14 protein-coding genes are annotated in these 20,369 nt (G+C 40.0%); 2 read left to right on the top strand and 12 right to left on the bottom strand.

Features of this window, described 5'->3' with window-relative positions; all coding sequences use genetic code 11:
• Positions 1 to 2: 2 nt before the first annotated feature.
• The 5 genes from ACFSR6_RS16125 to ACFSR6_RS16105 all read right to left on the bottom strand — a co-directional run bounded on the left by ACFSR6_RS16125 (position 3) and on the right by ACFSR6_RS16105 (position 6,634).
• Entirely contained in the window at positions 3 to 590 is a 588-nt protein-coding gene (locus ACFSR6_RS16125) for a gluconate 2-dehydrogenase subunit 3 family protein (protein WP_379080656.1), read from the bottom strand.
• Positions 591 to 869: 279 nt separating this feature from the next.
• Entirely contained in the window at positions 870 to 1,775 is a 906-nt protein-coding gene (locus tag ACFSR6_RS16120; RefSeq protein ID WP_379080654.1) for a TIM barrel protein, read from the bottom strand.
• A 48-nt stretch (positions 1,776 to 1,823) separates the two neighbouring features.
• Positions 1,824 to 4,754, bottom strand: coding sequence for a TonB-dependent receptor (locus tag ACFSR6_RS16115; RefSeq protein ID WP_379080652.1), 2,931 nt, complete (start codon positions 4,752 to 4,754; stop codon positions 1,824 to 1,826).
• Positions 4,755 to 4,948: 194 nt separating this feature from the next.
• The gene (locus tag ACFSR6_RS16110) at positions 4,949 to 5,968 is read right to left on the bottom strand and encodes a FecR family protein (protein ID WP_379080650.1); all 1,020 of its coding nucleotides are present in this window, start codon (positions 5,966 to 5,968) and stop codon (positions 4,949 to 4,951) included.
• Positions 5,969 to 6,052: 84 nt separating this feature from the next.
• The gene (locus ACFSR6_RS16105; protein WP_379080648.1) at positions 6,053 to 6,634 is read right to left on the bottom strand and encodes an RNA polymerase sigma factor; all 582 of its coding nucleotides are present in this window, start codon (positions 6,632 to 6,634) and stop codon (positions 6,053 to 6,055) included.
• Positions 6,635 to 6,888: 254 nt separating this feature from the next.
• On the opposite strand from ACFSR6_RS16105, the gene ACFSR6_RS16100 reads away from it, so the two are divergent.
• Both ACFSR6_RS16100 and ACFSR6_RS16095 read left to right on the top strand, forming a co-directional pair.
• The gene (locus ACFSR6_RS16100) at positions 6,889 to 7,833 is read left to right on the top strand and encodes an NAD-dependent epimerase/dehydratase family protein (RefSeq protein WP_379080646.1); all 945 of its coding nucleotides are present in this window, start codon (positions 6,889 to 6,891) and stop codon (positions 7,831 to 7,833) included.
• A gap of 75 nt (positions 7,834 to 7,908) precedes the next feature.
• Positions 7,909 to 8,637 carry a YebC/PmpR family DNA-binding transcriptional regulator gene (locus ACFSR6_RS16095; protein WP_183768517.1) on the top strand — a complete coding sequence of 243 codons (729 nt, stop codon included), beginning with the start codon at positions 7,909 to 7,911 and terminating at the stop codon, positions 8,635 to 8,637.
• A 222-nt stretch (positions 8,638 to 8,859) separates the two neighbouring features.
• Here ACFSR6_RS16095 and ACFSR6_RS16090 read toward each other — a convergent pair whose 3' ends face one another.
• From ACFSR6_RS16090 to ACFSR6_RS16060, 7 genes are all read right to left on the bottom strand, one after another.
• Positions 8,860 to 9,639, bottom strand: a complete 780-nt coding sequence (locus tag ACFSR6_RS16090) for a carboxylesterase family protein (RefSeq protein ID WP_379080644.1) — start codon at positions 9,637 to 9,639, stop codon at positions 8,860 to 8,862.
• 85 nt (positions 9,640 to 9,724) lie between these two features.
• Entirely contained in the window at positions 9,725 to 12,022 is a 2,298-nt protein-coding gene (bglX, locus tag ACFSR6_RS16085) for a beta-glucosidase BglX (RefSeq protein ID WP_379080642.1), read from the bottom strand.
• A 22-nt stretch (positions 12,023 to 12,044) separates the two neighbouring features.
• Positions 12,045 to 13,802: a discoidin domain-containing protein gene (locus ACFSR6_RS16080; protein ID WP_379080640.1), complete on the bottom strand. Its 1,758-nt coding sequence runs from the start codon at positions 13,800 to 13,802 to the stop codon at positions 12,045 to 12,047.
• Between the two features lie 13 nt (positions 13,803 to 13,815).
• Positions 13,816 to 14,217 (bottom strand): hypothetical protein, encoded by a 402-nt coding sequence (locus tag ACFSR6_RS16075; protein WP_379080638.1) that lies wholly within the window; start codon positions 14,215 to 14,217, stop codon positions 13,816 to 13,818.
• A gap of 56 nt (positions 14,218 to 14,273) precedes the next feature.
• Positions 14,274 to 15,647 carry a glucoamylase family protein gene (locus ACFSR6_RS16070; protein WP_379080636.1) on the bottom strand — a complete coding sequence of 458 codons (1,374 nt, stop codon included), beginning with the start codon at positions 15,645 to 15,647 and terminating at the stop codon, positions 14,274 to 14,276.
• 60 nt (positions 15,648 to 15,707) lie between these two features.
• A complete protein-coding gene (locus ACFSR6_RS16065) occupies positions 15,708 to 17,180 on the bottom strand; it encodes a RagB/SusD family nutrient uptake outer membrane protein (protein ID WP_379080634.1) in 1,473 nt (490 codons plus the stop codon).
• A gap of 10 nt (positions 17,181 to 17,190) precedes the next feature.
• On the bottom strand, positions 17,191 to 20,202 hold the full coding sequence (locus ACFSR6_RS16060) for a SusC/RagA family TonB-linked outer membrane protein (RefSeq protein WP_379080633.1): 3,012 nt from the start codon (positions 20,200 to 20,202) through the stop codon (positions 17,191 to 17,193).
• Positions 20,203 to 20,369: the final 167 nt, after the last annotated feature.

Genomic DNA, 20,369 nt, shown 5'->3' with positions numbered 1-20,369 from the left:
TGTTAGGAGGTTGCCCATGATCTTTGACCAGGTTTAAGTGGCGCATTGCCATCATAACGGCCCGGAACAAGCACATATTCGCGTGCTTTGGTACAACCAATTTCTGAAGAATAGTAACCAAGTAAGGTTAAATCTCTTGCGGTGATAAAAAAGTAAGCTAAATCTTTGTTTTCTTCTGATTTGCTTTCTTTTTGAGCTAGTGCGATTGCTCTTAAATCGACCATAAGTTTCTTACGATCGGCAGGTGTTAAGGTGATATAACTTTTCCCGAAATCTTTCATGGATTTTGCCTGAAGATCTTTAAAGCCCTGAGCAAATGAGGCTTGCATGGTGGCAGGATAACAATCTTTCATCATCATCGGAATAAATTTTCCTAAGCCTGCAGCTTTGGCACCAGCAGATGATTTAGTTGTCGGGACAATAATATCAGCAAATTCTGCAAAAATCTTTTCGTCTTCCAGCGAATAGAGGACAAAGTTCTTTTCGTTTTCCGGTAAGGTAAAACTTTCAAATAAAACGCCCATTGTACTTGCTGAGATTGCTCCTCCCAGTAAAAATGCAACGTTTTTGAGTGCTTCTCTTCTGTGCATCGTTTTTATGATTTTATATATTGGTTACTTATGTGTTGAATGAGTAATATTAGAAAAAATATAATGGAAAGAATAACTTTTTTGAATTAATTTATCGGCATGCAATGCGATTGTTACTGAATAGAATTATTCTAAATAAGTATTGATTTCTCACTTCATTGCAATTTAAACTGCGTTTTTTTGCCGGTTTTACTTGGTGTAAAAAATACATTTAGTAAAAGTAATCCTATTATTTATAAATAAATCAAAAAACACCGGTTTTTTAGGAAGAATACCTGTTTAAATCAGATTTCTTTTAATGTAATTATAACTTTCGGTAATACTCTCATAAGGCGCTTTTTTGATGATATCCTGTTCAGTAAAAATATAATCTACTCCAGCCAGTTTCGAAGCAGCAAAAATGCTTTTAAAATCTATCCTGCCAGAGCCCACTTCCACAAACACTGCTTTGTCTGCTTTATCCATATCCTTAACATGGAACATTTTATAACGCCCCGGATTTTTTCTGAACATATCAACAGGGTTTAAACCGGCATTTACTGCCCAAAAAATATCGAGTTCAAAACCCACCAGCCTGGCATCGGTTTCAGTGAGCAAGATTTCGTAACCTGTGGCGCCATTGCCCTGATCTTTAAATTCGAAGTTATGGTTATGGTAAGCAAGTTTTAGTCCCGCTTTTTGGCAAAGTTCGGCTGCCTGATTAAATTTTGCAGCCATGCGTTTATAATCATCCAATGTTCCGTTGGCCCTGATATCGGTAGGTAACGCTGGAATAACAAAATATTTCTGGCCAACAGTTGCTGCTGTTTCAATATGCGATTTTAATATTTTATCGTCGCCCGAGGATAGAAACTCCGTTACGTTATAATGACCGCTGGGAGAGGTGAGTCCATTTGCTTTTAATAAGGAATCAAAGTCTTTTGCTTTCAAGCCCCAAAAACCACTCACTTCGTATTTTCCAGGGTAGCCATAATAGGTTTCTACCTGGTTATAACCGATTTTGGCTACTTCTTCTATTGTGGCTTTTACATCAGCTGTTAATTGTTCCCTTAAAGTGAAAAGACCGATCCCGATTTTTGAAATTTTAGCGGAGGTTGCTAAGGCTGTTGTTACTAATGATGGTGTCAGAAAAGCCGCAGCACCAGCCAGGCTTACTTTTTGTAAAAATGATCTTCTTGTCGTCATAATGTTTTAGAATTAAAAAAACCGGAGCGTAAACTCCGGTTTTATTTGTTAGAATGAATAAGCTAATGATCCCCAGAAAGTACGTTGAAGTAAAGTTCTGCCAATCATTAATTGACCGGGGGTTACGGTTGAAAAGTCTCTGAACTGATCTCCGCGAACATCGCCCTCTGTCAACACTTTTGCATTTAACAAGTTGTCTGCCCAAAATCTTATTGAAATCTTTTTAGTAAAGTTATAACCTGCACCGGCTTTCATTACCACATAACTAGGCAACTGATAACTTTCGCTAGGTGAAGTGAAGCGGCTGCCCACATAATTAGCCGCCACATATAGGTTAAAGTTTTTATGGTCGTAGTTAGCGCCAAGTTCTGTATTGAGTACGGGAACACGTTCGGTCCTGTTGCCTGTGAAGCTGTAGATGCGGTTACCGAATTCGGCTGCTACAGCAGCATTGCCACTGGTATTTGCTTCATAATCTGTGTATTTAGAATCTTGTAATGTTCCTGTTAAACGTAAGCTTAACGGCTTGGCAACCTTGTACGAAACTTCATACTCGGCACTCCAGGTACGTGTAGAACCAAATGCTACCAATGCCTGTAAACCTGAGGCAACCGTTGGAACATTAATGGTTAACGATGTGTTTTTAATTGCAGAGTAACTTCCTGAAGCAAAAATAGCCAGGTTGTTTTTAGCATATTTAAAACCAATTTCACCTAGATAAACAGGGCGTTTTTTGATGTTTGCCGCATTATAGGCCGATGCATTATAATCGCCAATATTTGGAGCGTTATAAGCTTTTGTAGCCCTGGCAAAAATACTTGATGTAGCGCTTATTTTGTAGTTGGCACCTACAGAAGCGGCCCAATTGGTTAAAGTTTCATCATAATGCGTGTAACCTAAAATTGTAGGAGTTGCGCTGGCGGTTGTATTAACAGTGCCATTTGCATTTAGTGCGTAATAAGGCCGGTCGCCCTTAACATTCTGATTGTCAATTCTGGCACCGATATCTAAACGCCATTTTTCGGATATTTTAATTTCATCGCCAGCATAAGCAGATAGCGTTCTGGTATCACCAATAAAAGTATTTTTGGTTTGTATGGTACGCTCTGCTGCGGTTGGCGATTGTAATAAAATGCTTGGATGTTCTTTAAATTCGGTGTATGAACGGAAAGCATAACGTAAATCATCCCTGTTATATTGGTGGATACCTAATCCGATGTTAAGGCTATGATTTTTTACTTTCTTTCTTAAATCCAGGTAATCTACAATCTGAACATCGCTGTTAATCTGTCCCTGTGCGTTAGAGGTAATTACATAATCTCCGGCTACGAAAGGCGCTACCGAACCTCCTGGATAATAATAGGGTGTTGCTGCTGTTCTCGCTACTATTCCCGCAGGGGCTGTATAAGTAGAATTAGTATGTGTATTTTGGTAACGGAAATTGTTAACAATTTGCCAACCGTTATCGGTTAAGTAGTTGAATTGAAAACCACCCGAACCTAATTTGGTATGGATCCCATCTGTTAAACTAAAATTATGGCTCCCATTGGTAGGATCATTGTAGCTCCAATCGGTTTGAATCGGCGTAATTGATTGCGTTGCCATATTATAATCGCGGTAAGTAGTTGGTTTCCCGGTACCATCATAAGGATAATAACTTGTTAGTAAGAACTGAACCTTATCATTCAGGTATTTGCCATATACCCTGATAAAGCCTTTGTTGTTCTTAAAATTGAAAGTCATGTTGCCTTTAATCTGTCCGCCCTCATTAGCCGGTTTAAAACCCTGGTCTACCACACCGTTATCAGTACGGTAAAAACCACCGATATTGTATTTGATCTGGTCGTTTATTTTGCCCCCTGTGTTGCCGTCAAAACGGTACAGCCCTTGCGAAAAACCTGTTGTAAACTTGAACTGGCCATACTGTTTATCTGCTCCCACATAACTGATGTTATTTACTACAGCACCAGGGGTATTGGCCTGAACAATTGAGGCATTTCCCCCTCTGATGGCTTCAATGTTCTGAATGGTTAAATCGGTTTTGTAATATTGATCTACGGATGGGTTAGTATTGAAACCCGTTGGTAAGAGCGGTAAACCATCTTCCTGTATACCTAAGAAAATATAACCACCCTGTTGTGGAAAGCCCCTTACCCAAACATTGCCCGGACCATCGCCACCTGTACTTTCTACAGTAAGGCCTGGTATAGCCTTTAATAAATCAGTGCTGTTTAAAGGCGCCCTGTTGGTGATGTCTTTATTGCTTACGGAAGTTAGCGCCACACTGCTTTCCAGCTTTTTCTTAGGGTTACCACCCGTTACCATTACACTTTCTAACTGTAGATTATCTTCTGATAGCGTGATGCTCAGGTTTTCGTCGGCATTGCCAGGAGAAAGATTTACTTCTTTGGAGATGAAACCAACATAGCGTACAATTAAAACACGACTATCTACTGTTAAGCCTTTTAAAGCAAAGGCACCATTTTCGTCAGTGGTGGTACCGATAGATTTTCCTTTTACGGTAACCGAAACACCTGGAAGGGGGTTACCTTTGCTATCAGTTACTTTTCCGGTAACAATGCCTTCGAAAGCCTTTAAGAGTTCGAGGTTGTTATTGGCGGGAATAGAATAGAGCAAAATCTGATCTTTAACTATTCTATATCCCACGTCATAACGTTTTAGCGAATTCTCAAGAAAGTATTTAAGTTTTTGGTTTACTACGTTAATGGAAACTTTACGGCCTGAATTTATTAACTGTGGACTGTAAACAAACTTCACATTAGCCAGCTGTTCGGTTTTTTCAATGATGGTTTTAATATCGGTTTGATCAGCCTTGATCGAAATGGGCGTATTCAGAAAGTCCTGTGCACCCACATTATTTGCAAATGCAGTACAGGTAAAAATTATTATTGCAAGTATTTGGTAAATCGAAACTTTCATTGCATATATCGCCAGCGAAATAAGTTGATTTTTTTTCATAAATTTGGTTATTGTTCATTAAATGATTGGATTTATTGGACATAGAAATACCATGAATACATTTCTGATGTATTTAACTCGCCGGCAATGCCCCCCATTGTCGGCTTTGTTTTTTAGAAAAATATTATGGAAAATGGAGCCCTACTTATGGGCTGTTGGTGTTGTGGTTCTTTTTCATCATATTTTATATTTGGTTAGTTTTTAGAAACCACAATGCGGGTTCCCTGGATATAATATTTGCTTGATATGGTTCCGCAGATCAGGTCGAGCTGCTCATACAGCCCTTTTTTGCTTAAATCGCCGGTAAAGGTATAGGTAGAAATCTGTTCGCTATCTGATTTTATCTCAATGCCATACGCTTCAGATAAGGTCTTGAAAATTTCCTTAATGCTTTCTTCTTTAAAGTTATAACTCAAACTGGTTGGCACATTATAAGCTTCGGCCAAAGGAATGGGATTGCTTACCAATGTTTTATTTAAATGATGTTCTGAAAAAACACCTTTCTGATTTGGGGTAAGCAGAATCGGTTCAGCCAATTTTTTTTTAGAGAAATCAAATAATGAACTTTTTTGATTTTCTTCCACATGTACTTTTCCTGTTCTTACCGCAACCTGGGCAGGCATGTTATCTGTAGCCGATTTAACCCAGAAACTGGTACCCAAAACCCTTACCACCAATTTTTGATTGTACACAAAAAAAGGTTTTTTAGGGTCTTTGCTCACTGAAAAGAAAGCATTTCCTTTTAAGTATACGGTTCTTTTGTTGCTGGCAAAAACTTTCGGATAAATAATGTTTGCTTTTGGTTTAAGGGATACCGTACTTTTATCGCTCAGCGCAATCACCATGGTGCTATCACTCTCGTTGGTTTGGCTGATCAGGTTTAAATCAACATTCTCATCTAAGAAGGATTGCTCGGCGTGGTTATAGTTAACTAAATATAATCCGGCAATAAAAAATGCTACTACAATAGAAGCCGCAATAGCAACTTTTGGCCAAAGCCATTTAACTTTTAAAGCAGGTACCGGTTTGCGTTCAATAGTATTGATGTTGTACCAAGTATTCTTCTGCATTTCTTCCAGCGTTGAAGAAGATAGGTCTTTAAAATCCTTGCTGTTAAGATTATGATACCATTGATCAACCCAAAGCTTTTCGGCTTTGGTACAATTCCCGCTTTCGTAACGGCTGAGTAAATCGTAAAATGATTTCTGATCCATAATGAAGAATATTTGGCTTTATATATACCAGTAACATAATAGGGGCGAATCCCTAAAGGAAAGAATAAAAAAAAGTGAAATAATTTATAACTGTCTGATATTCAGTTGTAAAAAGATGTAAAAATTTTTAATGTATTCTTTTATTCTTTTAATGGAACGGGTAATGTGGTACTCTACAGCTTTTTCGGTAATGTTTAAACCTGAAGCAATGTCTTTGACAGACTGATGCTTATAACGGCTCAGCCTGAAAACTTCCTGTGTTTTTTCGGGTAATGAATTTATGCCTTCTTCTATGATGGAAGACAAATCGTGGAGATCGACAAGGTTGGCGGTATCCTCATGGTTTTCTGTATAGTTGAGCGTTTGATACTCCATATACCTGTTTTCCATTACCAAACTGCGGATGTGATTGATTATACTTAACTTTAATGCACCAAATAAATAGGCCTGAAGATTATTGACCTTTAAATCCTGCCGCTTTTCCCAAAGTGAAATAAAAATATTCTGAACAAGTTCTTCCGCGATTACCCGGTCGCCTGTTTTTTTATAGGCAGCATAAAGCAACTCCTTGCTAAAGGCAAAATATATTTTTTCGTAAGCCTGCTTATCGCCTTGTTTTAGGCGGTTAAGTAAATCTTCAGATCGGTAAGGCTCAAAAGGAGTCATTTATTTGGTTATTCGGCGTATAATGAAGTAAATGTAATAAAATTAATATTGAAAATTTCAGCTGGCAGTCAGCAGTTCTCAGTTATCAATTTGCAATTCACAATTTAACAATTAATCCAGGTTCAACAGTTTTCAGTTGGCAATTTGCAATTAACAATTGAGCAATCAAACAATTAACCCTATCTATACACTAAGTATAAATATTTTATCTCCTTTTAGGTCATTTTTTTACCTTTGCTCAATCTCAAAAAAATATGCAAGAAAAAATTGTTGTTTTAGGCTCTAACGGGCAAATTGGCACCGAGTTGGTAACCACATTACGTAAAATATATGGTGATGATCATGTTGTTGCTTGCGATATACGCAGGCCTGATTACGACATTAAAAATTCAGCACCATTCGAATTTGTGAATGTTCTGGATAAAGACATGATCCATGGCATTTTCATCAAATACAAACCAACGCAGGTTTATCTTTTAGCGGCTTTATTATCGGCTACAGGCGAGCAAAATCCAAAGCTGGCCTGGGATTTAAATATGAACGGCTTACTGAATGTTTTAGATTTAGCTTTAGAATATAAAACTGCTAAAGTATATTGGCCAAGTTCGATTGCAGTTTTCGGCCCGAATTCGCCAAAAGACAATACTTCGCAATATTGTGTGATGGATCCGAATACTGTTTACGGAATCAGTAAATTGGCCGGAGAACGTTGGTGCGAGTATTACAACCAAAAATACGGATTGGATGTACGCAGTATCCGTTATCCTGGATTAATTAGCTGGAAAGCAGCTCCGGGTGGTGGAACAACAGATTATGCAATCCACATTTTTCACGATGCATTAAAAAAAGGCAGTTATCAAAGTTTCCTAAGTGCAGAAACAGAGCTCCCAATGATGTACATGGATGATGCCATCCGAGGTACGATCGAGCTGATGGATGCACCTGCCGATCAGATTTCGGTACGCAGCAGTTACAATTTTGCAGGAGTAAGCTTTACACCTGAGGTGCTAGCCGCCGAAATCAGAAAACATATTCCGGATTTTACCTTATCTTACGCAGCTAATGATCCGCGTCAGCAGATTGCGAACAGCTGGCCACGTTCTATCGACGATAATTATGCGGCAAAAGACTGGGGATGGAAACCAGAGTTTGATTTATCCAAACTCACAATTGACATGTTGAATAATTTAAAAAAATAATATAAAGGTATAGGGTTGGAAGGCTGAGGGCTAAGGACCTCAAATCTCAAATCTCATATCTCAATACTCCAAACAATGGGAAGAGCATTCGAATTTAGAAAAGAGAGAAAATTTAAGCGCTGGGCCAAAATGGCGGTTCAGTTTACGCGTATTGGTAAAGATATTGTAATGGCAGTTAAGGAATCAGGACCTCATCCGGAAACCAACTCCCGTTTACGTACTGCGATACAAAATGCGAAAGCGGTAAATATGCCAAAAGATAGGGTAGAAGCAGCAATTAAGCGTGCATCTGATAAATCTTTGGCTAACTATGAAGAAATTGTATACGAAGGTTATGCACCACATGGTGTTGCCGTTTTAATTGAAACAGCTACTGATAATACCAACCGTACGGTAGCAAACATTCGCAGTTATTTCAACAAAACGAACGGTACTTTAGGAAAAACCGGATCGTTGGACTTTGTTTTTAACCGTAAATCTATTTTCCGCTTTGTACCTGCTGAAGGTTTAGACCTGGAAGAACTGGAGTTTGAATTAATTGATGCTGGTTTGGAAGAACTTTATGTAGAGGCAGATGAAGAAGGAAACGATATTGTGGTTGCGCAGGGTGCTTTCGAAAACTTTGGGTCTTTACAGAAAGCTTTGGAAGAAAAAGGTATTGAGTTAAAAAGTTCGAAATTAGAGCGTATTGCTTTATCTCATCATGAGGTTACCGAAGAGCAGGCTGCTGATGTGTTAAAATTGATCGATAAACTGGAGGAAGATGATGATGTGCAGGCGGTTTATCACAACATGGCCGAATAACAGCAATTGAGTAATTTATTTAGAAGAGCTTGAAGAATTTTTCTTCAGGCTCTTTTTTTTGAAGATCAAAACCTATACCTTATAGCAATCCCGCCATCATTTTAAATCCCCATCTCAACCAACCATGCTTTCTAATTTTTCACCTCTGATCGTCACACTGAATTTATTTCAGGGTTTGCAGGGGTAGATACTGAAACAAGTTTAGTATGGCGGACCAGCCGATCATTTCTGATGTGAAAATAACCAAGGCAGTAACTCAGGTTCGGCAAATGCACTGTCCCAGCTATTATGGTTTGCATTTGGATAAAGGGTAAACTTTACTTCATCGCCAACCGTTTTTAAACGTTCTGCAATGGCGATAGAGAATGCCGGATCCACGATATCATCTTTTGCACCATGAAAGATCCATAGCGGTATTTTTTGATACTTTTTAATGTTGTTGGTATTGTCTCCACCACAAATGGCGATAGCTGCGGCAAATTTACGGCGCTCTCTCCTTAACAATTCGTATGTCCCCATGGCACCCATTGATAAGCCACCAACATAAACCTGATCTCTATTTACATATGGCTTTTTAAGGAAATTTTTAACCATTCCCTGGAGGGCATGCATAGCTTTGGTAGGCTTCCCATCTTCTATAAAGCTGATTTTTCTTTTGCCTTTGGCATCTTGCTCAAAATTAATATTGGCCCAATAATCGTTCTGCGGACATTGAGGGAAAACCACAATTGCAGGGAAATTTTTGCGTACATCAGGTTTTAAGAACAATTTTCCGCCATGTACCAGTTGACTGGCATTATCGTTGCCTCTCTCTCCGGCTCCGTGCAAAAAGAAAACGATCGGATATTTTTGATCAGGGTTAAAATTTTCTGGAAACAATATCCTGTAATAGATAGAATCCTTTCCTTTAATAAAGCTTCCCCTGTCGTATTTTTTAAAATCTTGAGCGTTTAAAAAGAGTACAGAAAAAAGAATGCAGATTGTTAGGGTAATCTTTTTCATCTTTTTAATTTTTTTTATTCAACAAAAATAGAAAACCCTGACTACTTTACAATAGTACAGGGTTCATAACCAAACCTAATCCTTTTTATTTCAACGTAAAAGATGCCTCTTTTACATCGTGTGAATTTGTACCAATAAATACTTTGAAATCGCCAGGTTCTGCCGCAAATTTCAGGTCTGAATTGTAAAATTTGAGGTCGTTTTCAGAAATGTTGAAAGTGATTGTTTTGCTTTCTCCGGCTTTTAAATTCACCTTCTGGAAACCTTTTAATTCTTTAACCGGACGGGTGATGCTGCCCACAAGATCCTGGATGTACAACTGAACTACCTCTTTACCATCATATTTACCGGTATTGCTTAAAGTAACCGATGCCGTGATCGATTTTCCTTTGGTTAAGGTATTTGAACTTAATTTAACGTTACTGTAAGCAAATGTGGTGTAGCTCAATCCAAAACCAAAAGGATATAAGGGATCGTTGCTTACATCTAAATAATTGGACCGGAATTTTTCGAACCATTTACCTTCTGCCAAGGGGCGACCGGTATTTTTATGTGCATAATACAAGGGTACCTGACCTACGTTTTGAGGGAAAGTGGCACTCAATTTGCCTGATGGATTTACATCGCCAAAAAGCACATCTGCAATTGCACTTCCTGCCTCGCTGCCTGGAAACCAGACATTTAAAATGGCATGGATATTTTCCTGCTCCCAGTTTAATGCCAACGGACGACCGGTAAACAATACCAATACAACCGGTTTACCTGTTTTAGCTAAAGCCTTTAACAAATTTTTCTGTGTTTCAGGAATCTGGATATCAGTTACACTACTGCTTTCGCCGGTAAATTCAGAGCCTTCGCCAACTGTAGCCACAATGACATCCGATTTTTTGGCCACTTCTAAAGCTTCTTTGATCATTTCAGCTTCGGTACGGGGATCGCGTTTGTAGGTAGGGTTGTGGATGTTTACATATCGGTGTTCCGCGGCAGAATCGGCCAGGAAATTGGCACCACGTGCAGTTAATATTTTGGCATTATTACCCATAGCATTTTTCAATCCTTGCAATACGGTAACCGATTGATCAAAAAGCGCAGCAACACTCCAGGTGCCATACATGTTTGCTGTATTATCGGCCAATGGACCGATTAAGCCGATCGTGCCTGATTTTTTTAACGGAAGAATATTGTTATTGTTTTTCAACAATACAAAGCTTTCGGCGGCAACCTGGCGTGCCACCTGGCGGTTAGCCGGACTGAAAACCTCTTTTTCTGCCCTTTCAGGGTTACAGAATTTATAAGGATCGGTAAATAAGCCCAGTTTATATTTTGCCTGAAGTATCAGTCTACAGGCCCTGTCGATCTGTGCGATACTTACTTTTTTCTCAGCCAGCGATTTTTTTAGTGTCCCTAAAAACCCTTCGCCCACCATATCCATATCTATGCCTGCATTTAAAGCCAATGCCGAAACGGTTTGCAGATCGCCCATGCCATGTGCAATCATTTCAGGGATACCCGTATAATCAGTCACTACAAAGCCTTTAAAGCCCCATTGGTTGCGTAAAACATCAGTCATTAACCATTTGTTTCCGGTAGCTGGTATGCCATCAACTTCGTTAAATGAAGCCATTATACTTGCGGCTCCGGCATCAACGGCAGCTTTATACGGTGGGAAATATTCGTTATACATGCGCACCTTGCTCATATCAGTAGTGTTATAATCTCTTCCTGCTTCGGCGGCACCATATAAGGCATAATGTTTTACGCAGGCCAGAATTTCGTTGTTAGCCTGAAGTTTACCCTGGTAACCTTTTACCATCGCTGCCGCAATCTGCGACCCCAGGTAAGCATCTTCTCCGCTTCCTTCCGAAATTCGGCCCCAACGCGGATCCCTTGATATATCTACCATAGGAGAGAAAGTCCAGTTAATGCCACTGGCACTTGCTTCTATCGCTGCCACACGTGCCGATTTTTGAACTGTTTCCATGTCCCATATACAGCTTATACCTAAAGGAATTGGAAATACAGTATGGTAACCGTGGATAACATCCATCCCGAAAAGTAAAGGAATTTTCATGCGGCTGTTTTCTACCGCAATTTTTTGTACCGCCTTAATCTTATCTACACCCTTGATGTTGAATAAACCACCCACTTGTCCGGCTTTTATTTTTTTAGAAATGTCGCTGCTGTTGGCCTGCCCCGTAGTGATATCTCCAGAACTTGGCAGGTTCAGCTGACCTATTTTTTCATCAATTGTCATCTTCGCCATCAGGTTGCTGATGAAGGTATTCATCTTCGCTTCTTCTGCCGAAACGGGCTTTTTGGTCTGTGCCGATCCGTTCAGTACAAACAGGGTTAAAAAAACAACCAGGATATTCGCTCTCTTCATTATATGTGTGCTTTATTCTATGTTAATCAACTTTTTTTACTTCGGTTTTTGCCGATACGCCGTTCTCATTTATCGCCTCTATAGCAAAATAATACGCTTTTTGACTATCCATTGCCTTAAACCAGTATTCGTTAAAATCGTGGATCATAATGCAGTTGTACAGTTTATCGGGTGCTGTGCCATAATAAAGGTTGTAGGCAAAAGCATTATCAACAGGTTCCCATTTGATGTAAGCGCTTCGTTTGTCTTTTTCTGTCCTTAAAACGATCAGGTTTTTCACTTTTGTGGGTTTCTCCCCATTTCCATTGCCAAATACGCGTAAGCCACTGATGGCAAATTTACCTGTGGGCATGTGTATGTTGACCATTTTGATAAACCGGGTTTTTACCGGCTTTTGGAGTTCAATGTAATCGTGCGGAACATCTGTTTTATTCTGGCTTTTGTCAACCAGTATGGTCCATTTTTTTCCATCCGTTGAGGAAAGGATTTTATACTGGTGGTAAATTCCGGTCTGTTTCCCTAAAAATTCAGCATCCTGATCAGCATAATTGATCTGTATGGCATTCACGGTTGCAAGGCTGCCGAGGTCAGTCTGGATCCACTCGCCATTATCTGCTGTTTTAGCACTCCAGTACGTTTTAATACTTTCGTCAACCGCGTTGTTGGCATTAAAGCCTCCCAAGGTAGACGAAACGGTTACCGGTTTTTTATAGTTGATGAGCATCCAGCCTGGCCCGGCAGGACCGCCCTCTTTTCTTTCTGAAGGCAAATAAAGGGGGTAATCGCCAAAGGCCGTATTGGTCCACATTACATCATCTTTGTCGAAACCTGTTGGCCAGATACCCATCCTGCGCTCCCAGGTATTTTTTACGCAGATAATGCTGGTAGAAATGTGCCAGTAATTTTTGCTGTTATCCTGAAAGGTTGCCCCGTGGCCGGCACCACGTGAAAATCCGCCCCCTTTATAACTTAAAGGATCGGACTGTGGCGTGGTAGGGGTATCGTAAAACAAAGGTTTAGTGCCAACCACCACACCATCAGAATAGCCACTGAACTCAGTGCCGGGTGCACCATATTGAAAATAATATTTGCCATTGTGCTTGGTCATCCAGGCACCCTCAGCGAAAGGATCAAGGAAAGTATTGTCCATATATTCGCCAAAGCGTTGCCAGCCATAGCGCCAGCTTTCTAACAGGTACATCGGGGTGCGTGTGCCTTTGGGTTTAAAGGTTTTGCGGTCTAACTCTACGCCGTACATCGGGTAATTGTTGCTGCTTCCGTTGTACATGTAAAATTTGCCATCGTCATCAGTAAAAAATGCGGGGTCCCAACCGCCTATTTCTAAAGAATCGACCAATGGAAACCATTTGTTTCCCTTAGGGTCGGTGCTTCCCCAGAGGGTAAAATTTTTGGTATAGGTACTGCCGAAAACCACCATCGTATCGCCTATAATGCCCACACCAGGAGCACAGAGTTCATCTTTTGTTTTATTCCACGGGCGAAGAAATTTTCTTTCGTGGAACTTCCAGTTCAGCATATCGGCACTATGCCAATAGCCCCACTGGTTGGTGCTGAAAAGAAAGAAATCGCCTTTATAATTTACGATTACAGGATCGGCAGTGGCCCGGTGTTTACCCCATTCGGTAAAAGATTCGAAGGGGGTATAACCATAATCGACATTGATGGGGTTGCAATAGGTTTTCTGTTGTGCAGAAACCGTACACGCAGCACCACAGAATAAGGTTACTGATAAAAATATTTTGAATAAATGTTTAGCCATTATTCGTATGTGATTAATTAAAAATGTTTATCCGGGCACAGCTGGAACATCCTATTGACATCCCGCTAACGGTTAATCCGGTGACGTGCGATTGGTGTTCCCAGTAAACCCACATATCGTGTGCACCACCTGTTGAAGTTAATTTTACGGTATAAACATCTCCGTTTTCCGGTATCTGGCCGATAATGGTTCCACTTGGAGAATTTGGTTGAATAAAGAAAGAATAAACCACCCCACTGGTATTATTTTCTAGCCTTACGTATACACCATCGGTCGTTGAATTGGTTGCTGTTACATTTACGGTGGCGAATTTTGTTGTTGCTTTTTTATGTTTAGCATAAGGTATATTGGTAAAACCCGTGTTGAGGATGATACTCCCTATCATTGCTGTTAATATTAAAATTACTTTTTTCATGGTTCTGTAGATTTAGTTTGAATATATGGTGGCTAAACATTTATATGCAATTAATATCAGGGTGTGAATTGGAAATCGAGTTTCTTTAATCCATTTTGAACATCCTTATTTCCCATAAACAGCTTCCAGAGTAGCCCTGACCTGTAATTTTCGATCATTACTACCATGGGTCCCTGATCTATTCCCAAGTATCTTTTTGGATACCAGTTGTCGGTTTCGGAGAAGGCATCGTAAAAGCCGTATTTGCCCCAAACTTTATCGCCTAAATCTTCATAAAGATGCCTGATTACCTTCATTGATTCTTTCGGAGTATAGGGGATAGAAGAAATGGCTGCGGTGGGAGAGATAACACCGTAATCTTCCTGAAGGCTATGGGCGGCATAGCCTTTTACAGAATAACTGGCTGTTAAACCCCAGTTATTCTCGCCATAACCTTTAAATTTTTTGGGGTTGGCTACGCAATAATCGTGTATGGCCAATGTGTGGTTTACATTGTTTTCCCAGTAATCGGCATAGCGGTCTTTTAATCCCTTAGGATTTAAGCCTAAATATGAATAATGTGCCCAGAATAAAGGGCCTACAGAATTCTTTGCACCCTGGTAATCCAATGGGATATGATGCCCATAAAGGTTAAAATCAGCTTTAATTTTTCCACCTCTTGCCCAGCCTTCATGATAAACCTCGGCTGGTATAGTGTGGGTAGGAGAGGAGGCTGCCATAACATACATGATTAAACATTCGTTATAACCTTTTACCGGAAAGTTCATTTCCCAGTTGTACTCCGGCGACCAGTGCCAGTACAACACATTTTTTCCGTTACGGTACCAGCTAAAATCTATTCCTTTCCAAAGTTCATCGGCTTTTTTTGCCAGGGCTTTTTCGGCCTCTGTTCCATTTTTATAATATTCGTTGATGCAGATCAGCGCCTGCGCAACAAAAGAGGTTTCTACCAGATCGCCTCCGTTATCTTTCCGTCCAAAAGGCCGTACTTTTCCGGTTTCTCCATTTATCCAGTGCGGCCATGCACCATGAAAGCGGTCGGCCCTGGATAAGAAATCCAATATTTTATTTAATCGGTCTAAACCTTCTTTTTTGCTTACATAATTCCTGTCGATCCCACTTAAGATGGCCATTAACCCAAATCCTGTGGCACCTGTAGCTACGGTGTTTTTATCATTTTCAGGGTATATATTATCAACATGGAAACGTTCCCTGCCTGCACCGGAGGTGGGTTCAGCGCCATCCCAAAAATATTGGAAAGTCTGTTTTTGAACAAGATCCAATAATTCGATATCGGAAAGATTTTTTTTGATCGTTAAATCAGGGACATAAGTTGTGTTTTTATTTTTGGTGCAAACCGAGAAGAGCAAAAAAGGGCATAATACTGTTATCAGTAGGTAAGTAATTTTGCCTGGGAAAATGTTTAGCATAGTATTAGCAAGGAAAAAAAGGTTGCCGGCATTAACCGGCAACCTTTGTCTAAAGATGTATTAGTAACCAGGGTTTTGTTTTAACAGGTTGCCGCTTAGCTCAATTTCGTTTTGAGGAATTGGCCAAACTTCATTTTTATTGGCTTTCCAACCCTTAACGCCAAAAACAGCTGAACCTCTACCCTGACGGATAACGTCGAAATAGCGATCATTTTCCATCGCAAGTTCAACTTGTCTTTCTTTCCAGATCGCATTGCGTAGCGCGGTTTTATCTGTGGTAGTCACATCAGGCAGGATGTTGTTATTGCCTCCTCTGGCGCGTTTACGCACGCGGTTGAGCGAAGTTAATGCCTGCGATGGAATGTTCTGCTCATTGGCTGCCTCTGCATTCATCAGAAGGATATCTGCAAATCTTAATACCCTGAAATTTTGTTGTGCACCCTCATTAAATCCGGAAACACGCATAGCGAAAGGCACGTAAGATTTTTGATTATACCGATCGTTTGGTACAGTAGTCGGAATTAAATCGCCCTGAGGAGTCGTCTCGCCTTTAAATAATATAGTTGCATCCTTACGTGGATCTCCTGCTTCAAAAGCATTAGCCAATACCTCTGATGGCGTATTAAAACCCCAGCCCATAATGCCAGCTACACCCTGAACCTGGCTGTATTGTGAATTGGATGCGTCAGGATTACCAGGAACCAGCTCTGCCTGTACTTCAAATAACGATTCGATGTTATTTTCGTTCTGAGTTCTGAAACCTTTTTCAAAATCAGGAAAAAGATCATAACCCATTGTCATTACCTGGTTGGTTAGCGCAAGTACATCTGCCCATTTACCCTGGTACATGGCAACTTTTGCATGTAAACCAATTGCTGCACCCTTTGTTGCCCTGCCTAAATCTGCGGCGCCGTACGATTGCGGTAATACTGTTGCAGCTTCATTTAAATCTTTTTCGATTTGAGCATAAACGGTAGCTTTATCCGATTGCGGTAGGTTATATTCACTATTGTCTTTAGGAACGTGTAACCTTAATACCACATTGCCATAAGCACGGACTAACCTAAAGTAAGAATATGCCCTTACAAATTTGGCTTCTGCCAGGTACCTGTTTTTTAACGATTCATCCATGCTGATATTTGGGATGTTATCAAGGACCTGGTTGCAAAGATTTATATTCTGGTACTGGCCGGTCCAAAAATCCTGTAGAGAGCCATGGGTAGCCGTTACCGTAAACTGATCGTAAAGGTTAAAGAAGGTGGCATCAGTAGGAGTACTTCCTTTATCAGCCTCGTCTGATCCGGTACTTTCGATGGCGATTGCGTTAAAAGCAACATTATTCCAGCTTCTTAAGTTGGCGTAAATGGCATTAACACCTTTTAATGCATCTTCAGGAGTTTTCCAGAAGGTTACTGATGGCTGCTGTGCCTGAGGCGGAACATTTAGAAAATCTTTTTTGCATGATGCAGTAAAAAGAACTGTACTAAATGCAGCCGCAGCAAAAAATGATTGTGTATTTATATATTTTTTCATTTTAAGTCGATTAGAAAGTTACGTTAACTCCAAAGTTGTAGGTAGCAAACAAAGGATATACATTGGTATCGATTCCTGCATTTGTTGGTGTTCCACCTACCTCCGGACTAAATCCTTTATATCCAAAAATGTTAACTGCATTTTGTGCGTTCAGGAATACCCTTAAACGTTGCATTTTCCATTTATTAACAATTGAAGCTGGTAGGCTATAACCCAATTGAATGTTCCTTAGCCTGATATAATCACCTTTTTCTACGTAAAATGAGTTTGGTGCATTATTTAAACCACCAGCTAAATCTGCAGAAGGGTAGGTGTTCGAAGTACCAGGTCCGGTCCAGCGGTGATCAAAGAAATCTTTGGTGTAGTTTTCATTACCAAATCTGCTGCTTAGGTTTGCGTTAAATACGCTTACGTCAGCAACGCCTTGTATATCAAGTGTTAAATCGAAATTTTTATAGGCGAAGTTGGTATTTAAACCATAGGTGAATTTAGGGTTTGGATTACCCAGAACAACCCTGTCCCTTAAATCGATTGTTCCATCACCGTTAATGTCTGCATACTTAAAGTCGCCTTTTTTAAATCCTGGCCAAGCTGCAGCTTCTGCATCAGTTTGGAAGATGCCAACAACCTGGTAGCCATAAAATTCTCCAATTGGCCTGTTGTTCACCGTTCTGGTAGAAAGATAACCACTGGTTAAGCCAGCACCGCCTTTATAAATAGGATTCGCCCCTGAAGTAACGTTTAATACTTTGTTATTGTTGATTCCTAAGTTTCCACTAATGGAATAAGTTAATCCACCCGATGTTTTATCCGCCCAGGTTGCTAAAAATTCGAAACCTCTGTTTTGGATATCTGCCTGATTGGCAATAATAGAGCTATTTACTGTTCCCAGACTTCCCAAAACTGGGATATCAAATATTGCCTGTTCTGTTTTTCTGTTATAGTAATCTAATTCAATGTTTAATCTGTTTTTTAAGAAGCCCATTTCCAAACCAATATCAGTTCCGGCACTTCTTTCCCAGAATAATGTTGGTGGTACAATGGTTCTAATGCTTGCTCCGGTATACGGAATCCCTCCAAATATGGCTATTAATGCTGCTGTTTGATCAACAGTTTGGGTTGATGGGTTAAATGGAACCCCGGCATTACCTACTTTACCCCAACTTCCCCTTAGCTTTAAATTACTGAAGATATTCTGGTTTTTCATAAATTCTTCGTTGCTGATTACCCAGCCTGCCCCTATTGATGGGAAATTTCCCCACACATTGTCAGAACCAAAAAATTGAGAAGCACCGTCTCTTCTTATGGAAGCATTTAATAAATATTTATTTTTGTAACCATAATTAACCCTGGCAAAGTATGATGAAAATGTACTTAACTCGCCTTTATCAATAATACTTCTGCTAGCAGCATCACCCAAAGCTAAATATAAATCGCCTTCACTGCTGTATGGAACATTCTGAGCATCAGCATTTATGGTATACATTTTATTTCGCTGAGCAGTTTGACCAGCCAAAACAGTTAGGCTATGGTCGTCCCATTTTTTGTCAAAGGTTAAGGTGTTCTCAACCAGCCAGTTTCTGTTTTCAATGCGGTCTATATCAAGTTTACTTACTGTGCTGAGCTGAGTATTGGTAGCTTTATATTTTGGCACATAACCCCTAACTTCTTCCTGTCCAAAATCTCCGCCTATACTGGTTTTGAAAGTAAAGTTCTTAAGGAATTTTAACTCAGCATATACATTACCATTGATTTTATACTTAGTGGTATTCTGGTTAAAGAAATCCAAAGTAGCCTGTGGGTTCATGTTGCTTCCATTTCCAAGATTAAAAGCATTTGGATCACCATAACTGCCATCGGCATTAAAAACAGGTACAACTGGCGAGGCAGCATACATGGCTCTAAATATGGTAGATGGAGCATCTTTTGATTTACTGTATGTACCGGCAACATTGTAACCGATTTTTAAGGGCTCAAAAATCTGGTAATCGTTAGCCAGCCTTACGGTATAACGCTTGTAGTTATTGTTCTTCACAATACCATCCTGATCAAGGTAACCTAAAGAGAAATTGTAGGTCGATTTTTCAGTTCCACCGCTAATAGATAACTGATGGTTGTTAACCATAGCAGTTCGCAGTACCTGATCGTACCAGTTGGTTCCGGTACCTAAATTTGTATTTGCGAATAGTGGAGTTGCCGGCGGAGATTGAAGAGCGTACGCTTCGTTTACAGCGGTGGCGTATTCACTTGCATTTGCCATTTCAACCTGGTTAGTTACTTTTTGAATACCAACAGATCCGTTGTAATTAATTACAGCTGTTCCTTTTTTACCTTTAACCGTAGTTACCAAAACAACGCCGTTTGCCGCACGGATACCGTAAATAGATTGCGATGATGCATCTTTTAAGATACTGATATTAGCAATATCTGCAGGGTTCAGGAAATTAATGTCGTCATACCATACACCGTCTACTACGTATAATGGTCCGGTTTTTCCATAAATGGTGCTTGTTCCACGGATGGTAATCTGCGGAGAAGAACCAGGTGTACCTGTATTGGTTATGGATACACCGGCAACTTTTCCCTGTAAAGCACTTACCGGGTTAACCGATGCTTGTTTAGAGATGTCTTCGCCTTTTACAGTTCCAACAGCCCCGGTAACATCAATTTTTCTTTGCGTACCATAACCCACTACCACAACCTGCTCTAATTGTTGTGTTGATGACGCCAATGATACATTAATGGTGGTTTGGTTGTTTACAGCTTGTTCTTGTGCTGTGTAGCCTACAAAGTTAAATACTAAGGTGGCGTTCGCCGGCACACTAATGGAGTAGCTGCCGTTTACATCTGTTTGGGTGCCACCTTGAGTGCCCTTGATTAAGATAGATACGCCTGGCAATGGGGTTTTGTCACCACCATCAATTACCTTACCTTTTACGGTAATGTTTTGCGCTATTGCTACGTTAATTGTAAGCAAACAAAATGCAGCGAGAACAGAAATTCTTGTAAAGATTCTTTTCATGCTTTATTATAAAATTTAGTTTAATTGTTATGTTAAAATTGAGGTTGTTTTTGTTGATGTGCAAGTGTTTTTACCTCAACATTATTACATCAGGTTGGCTGATAATGTTTCACTTTAAGATAAACCGAATGCGATTTTGGGTCAAAAATGCAGTTTTTGCAGATTTT

This window comes from Pedobacter vanadiisoli, from assembly GCF_042684385.1.
Classification (GTDB): domain Bacteria; phylum Bacteroidota; class Bacteroidia; order Sphingobacteriales; family Sphingobacteriaceae; genus Pedobacter; species Pedobacter vanadiisoli.
The sequence above is the reverse complement of the archived record's forward strand: the minus strand, read 5'-3'. Positions and strand labels throughout refer to the sequence as shown.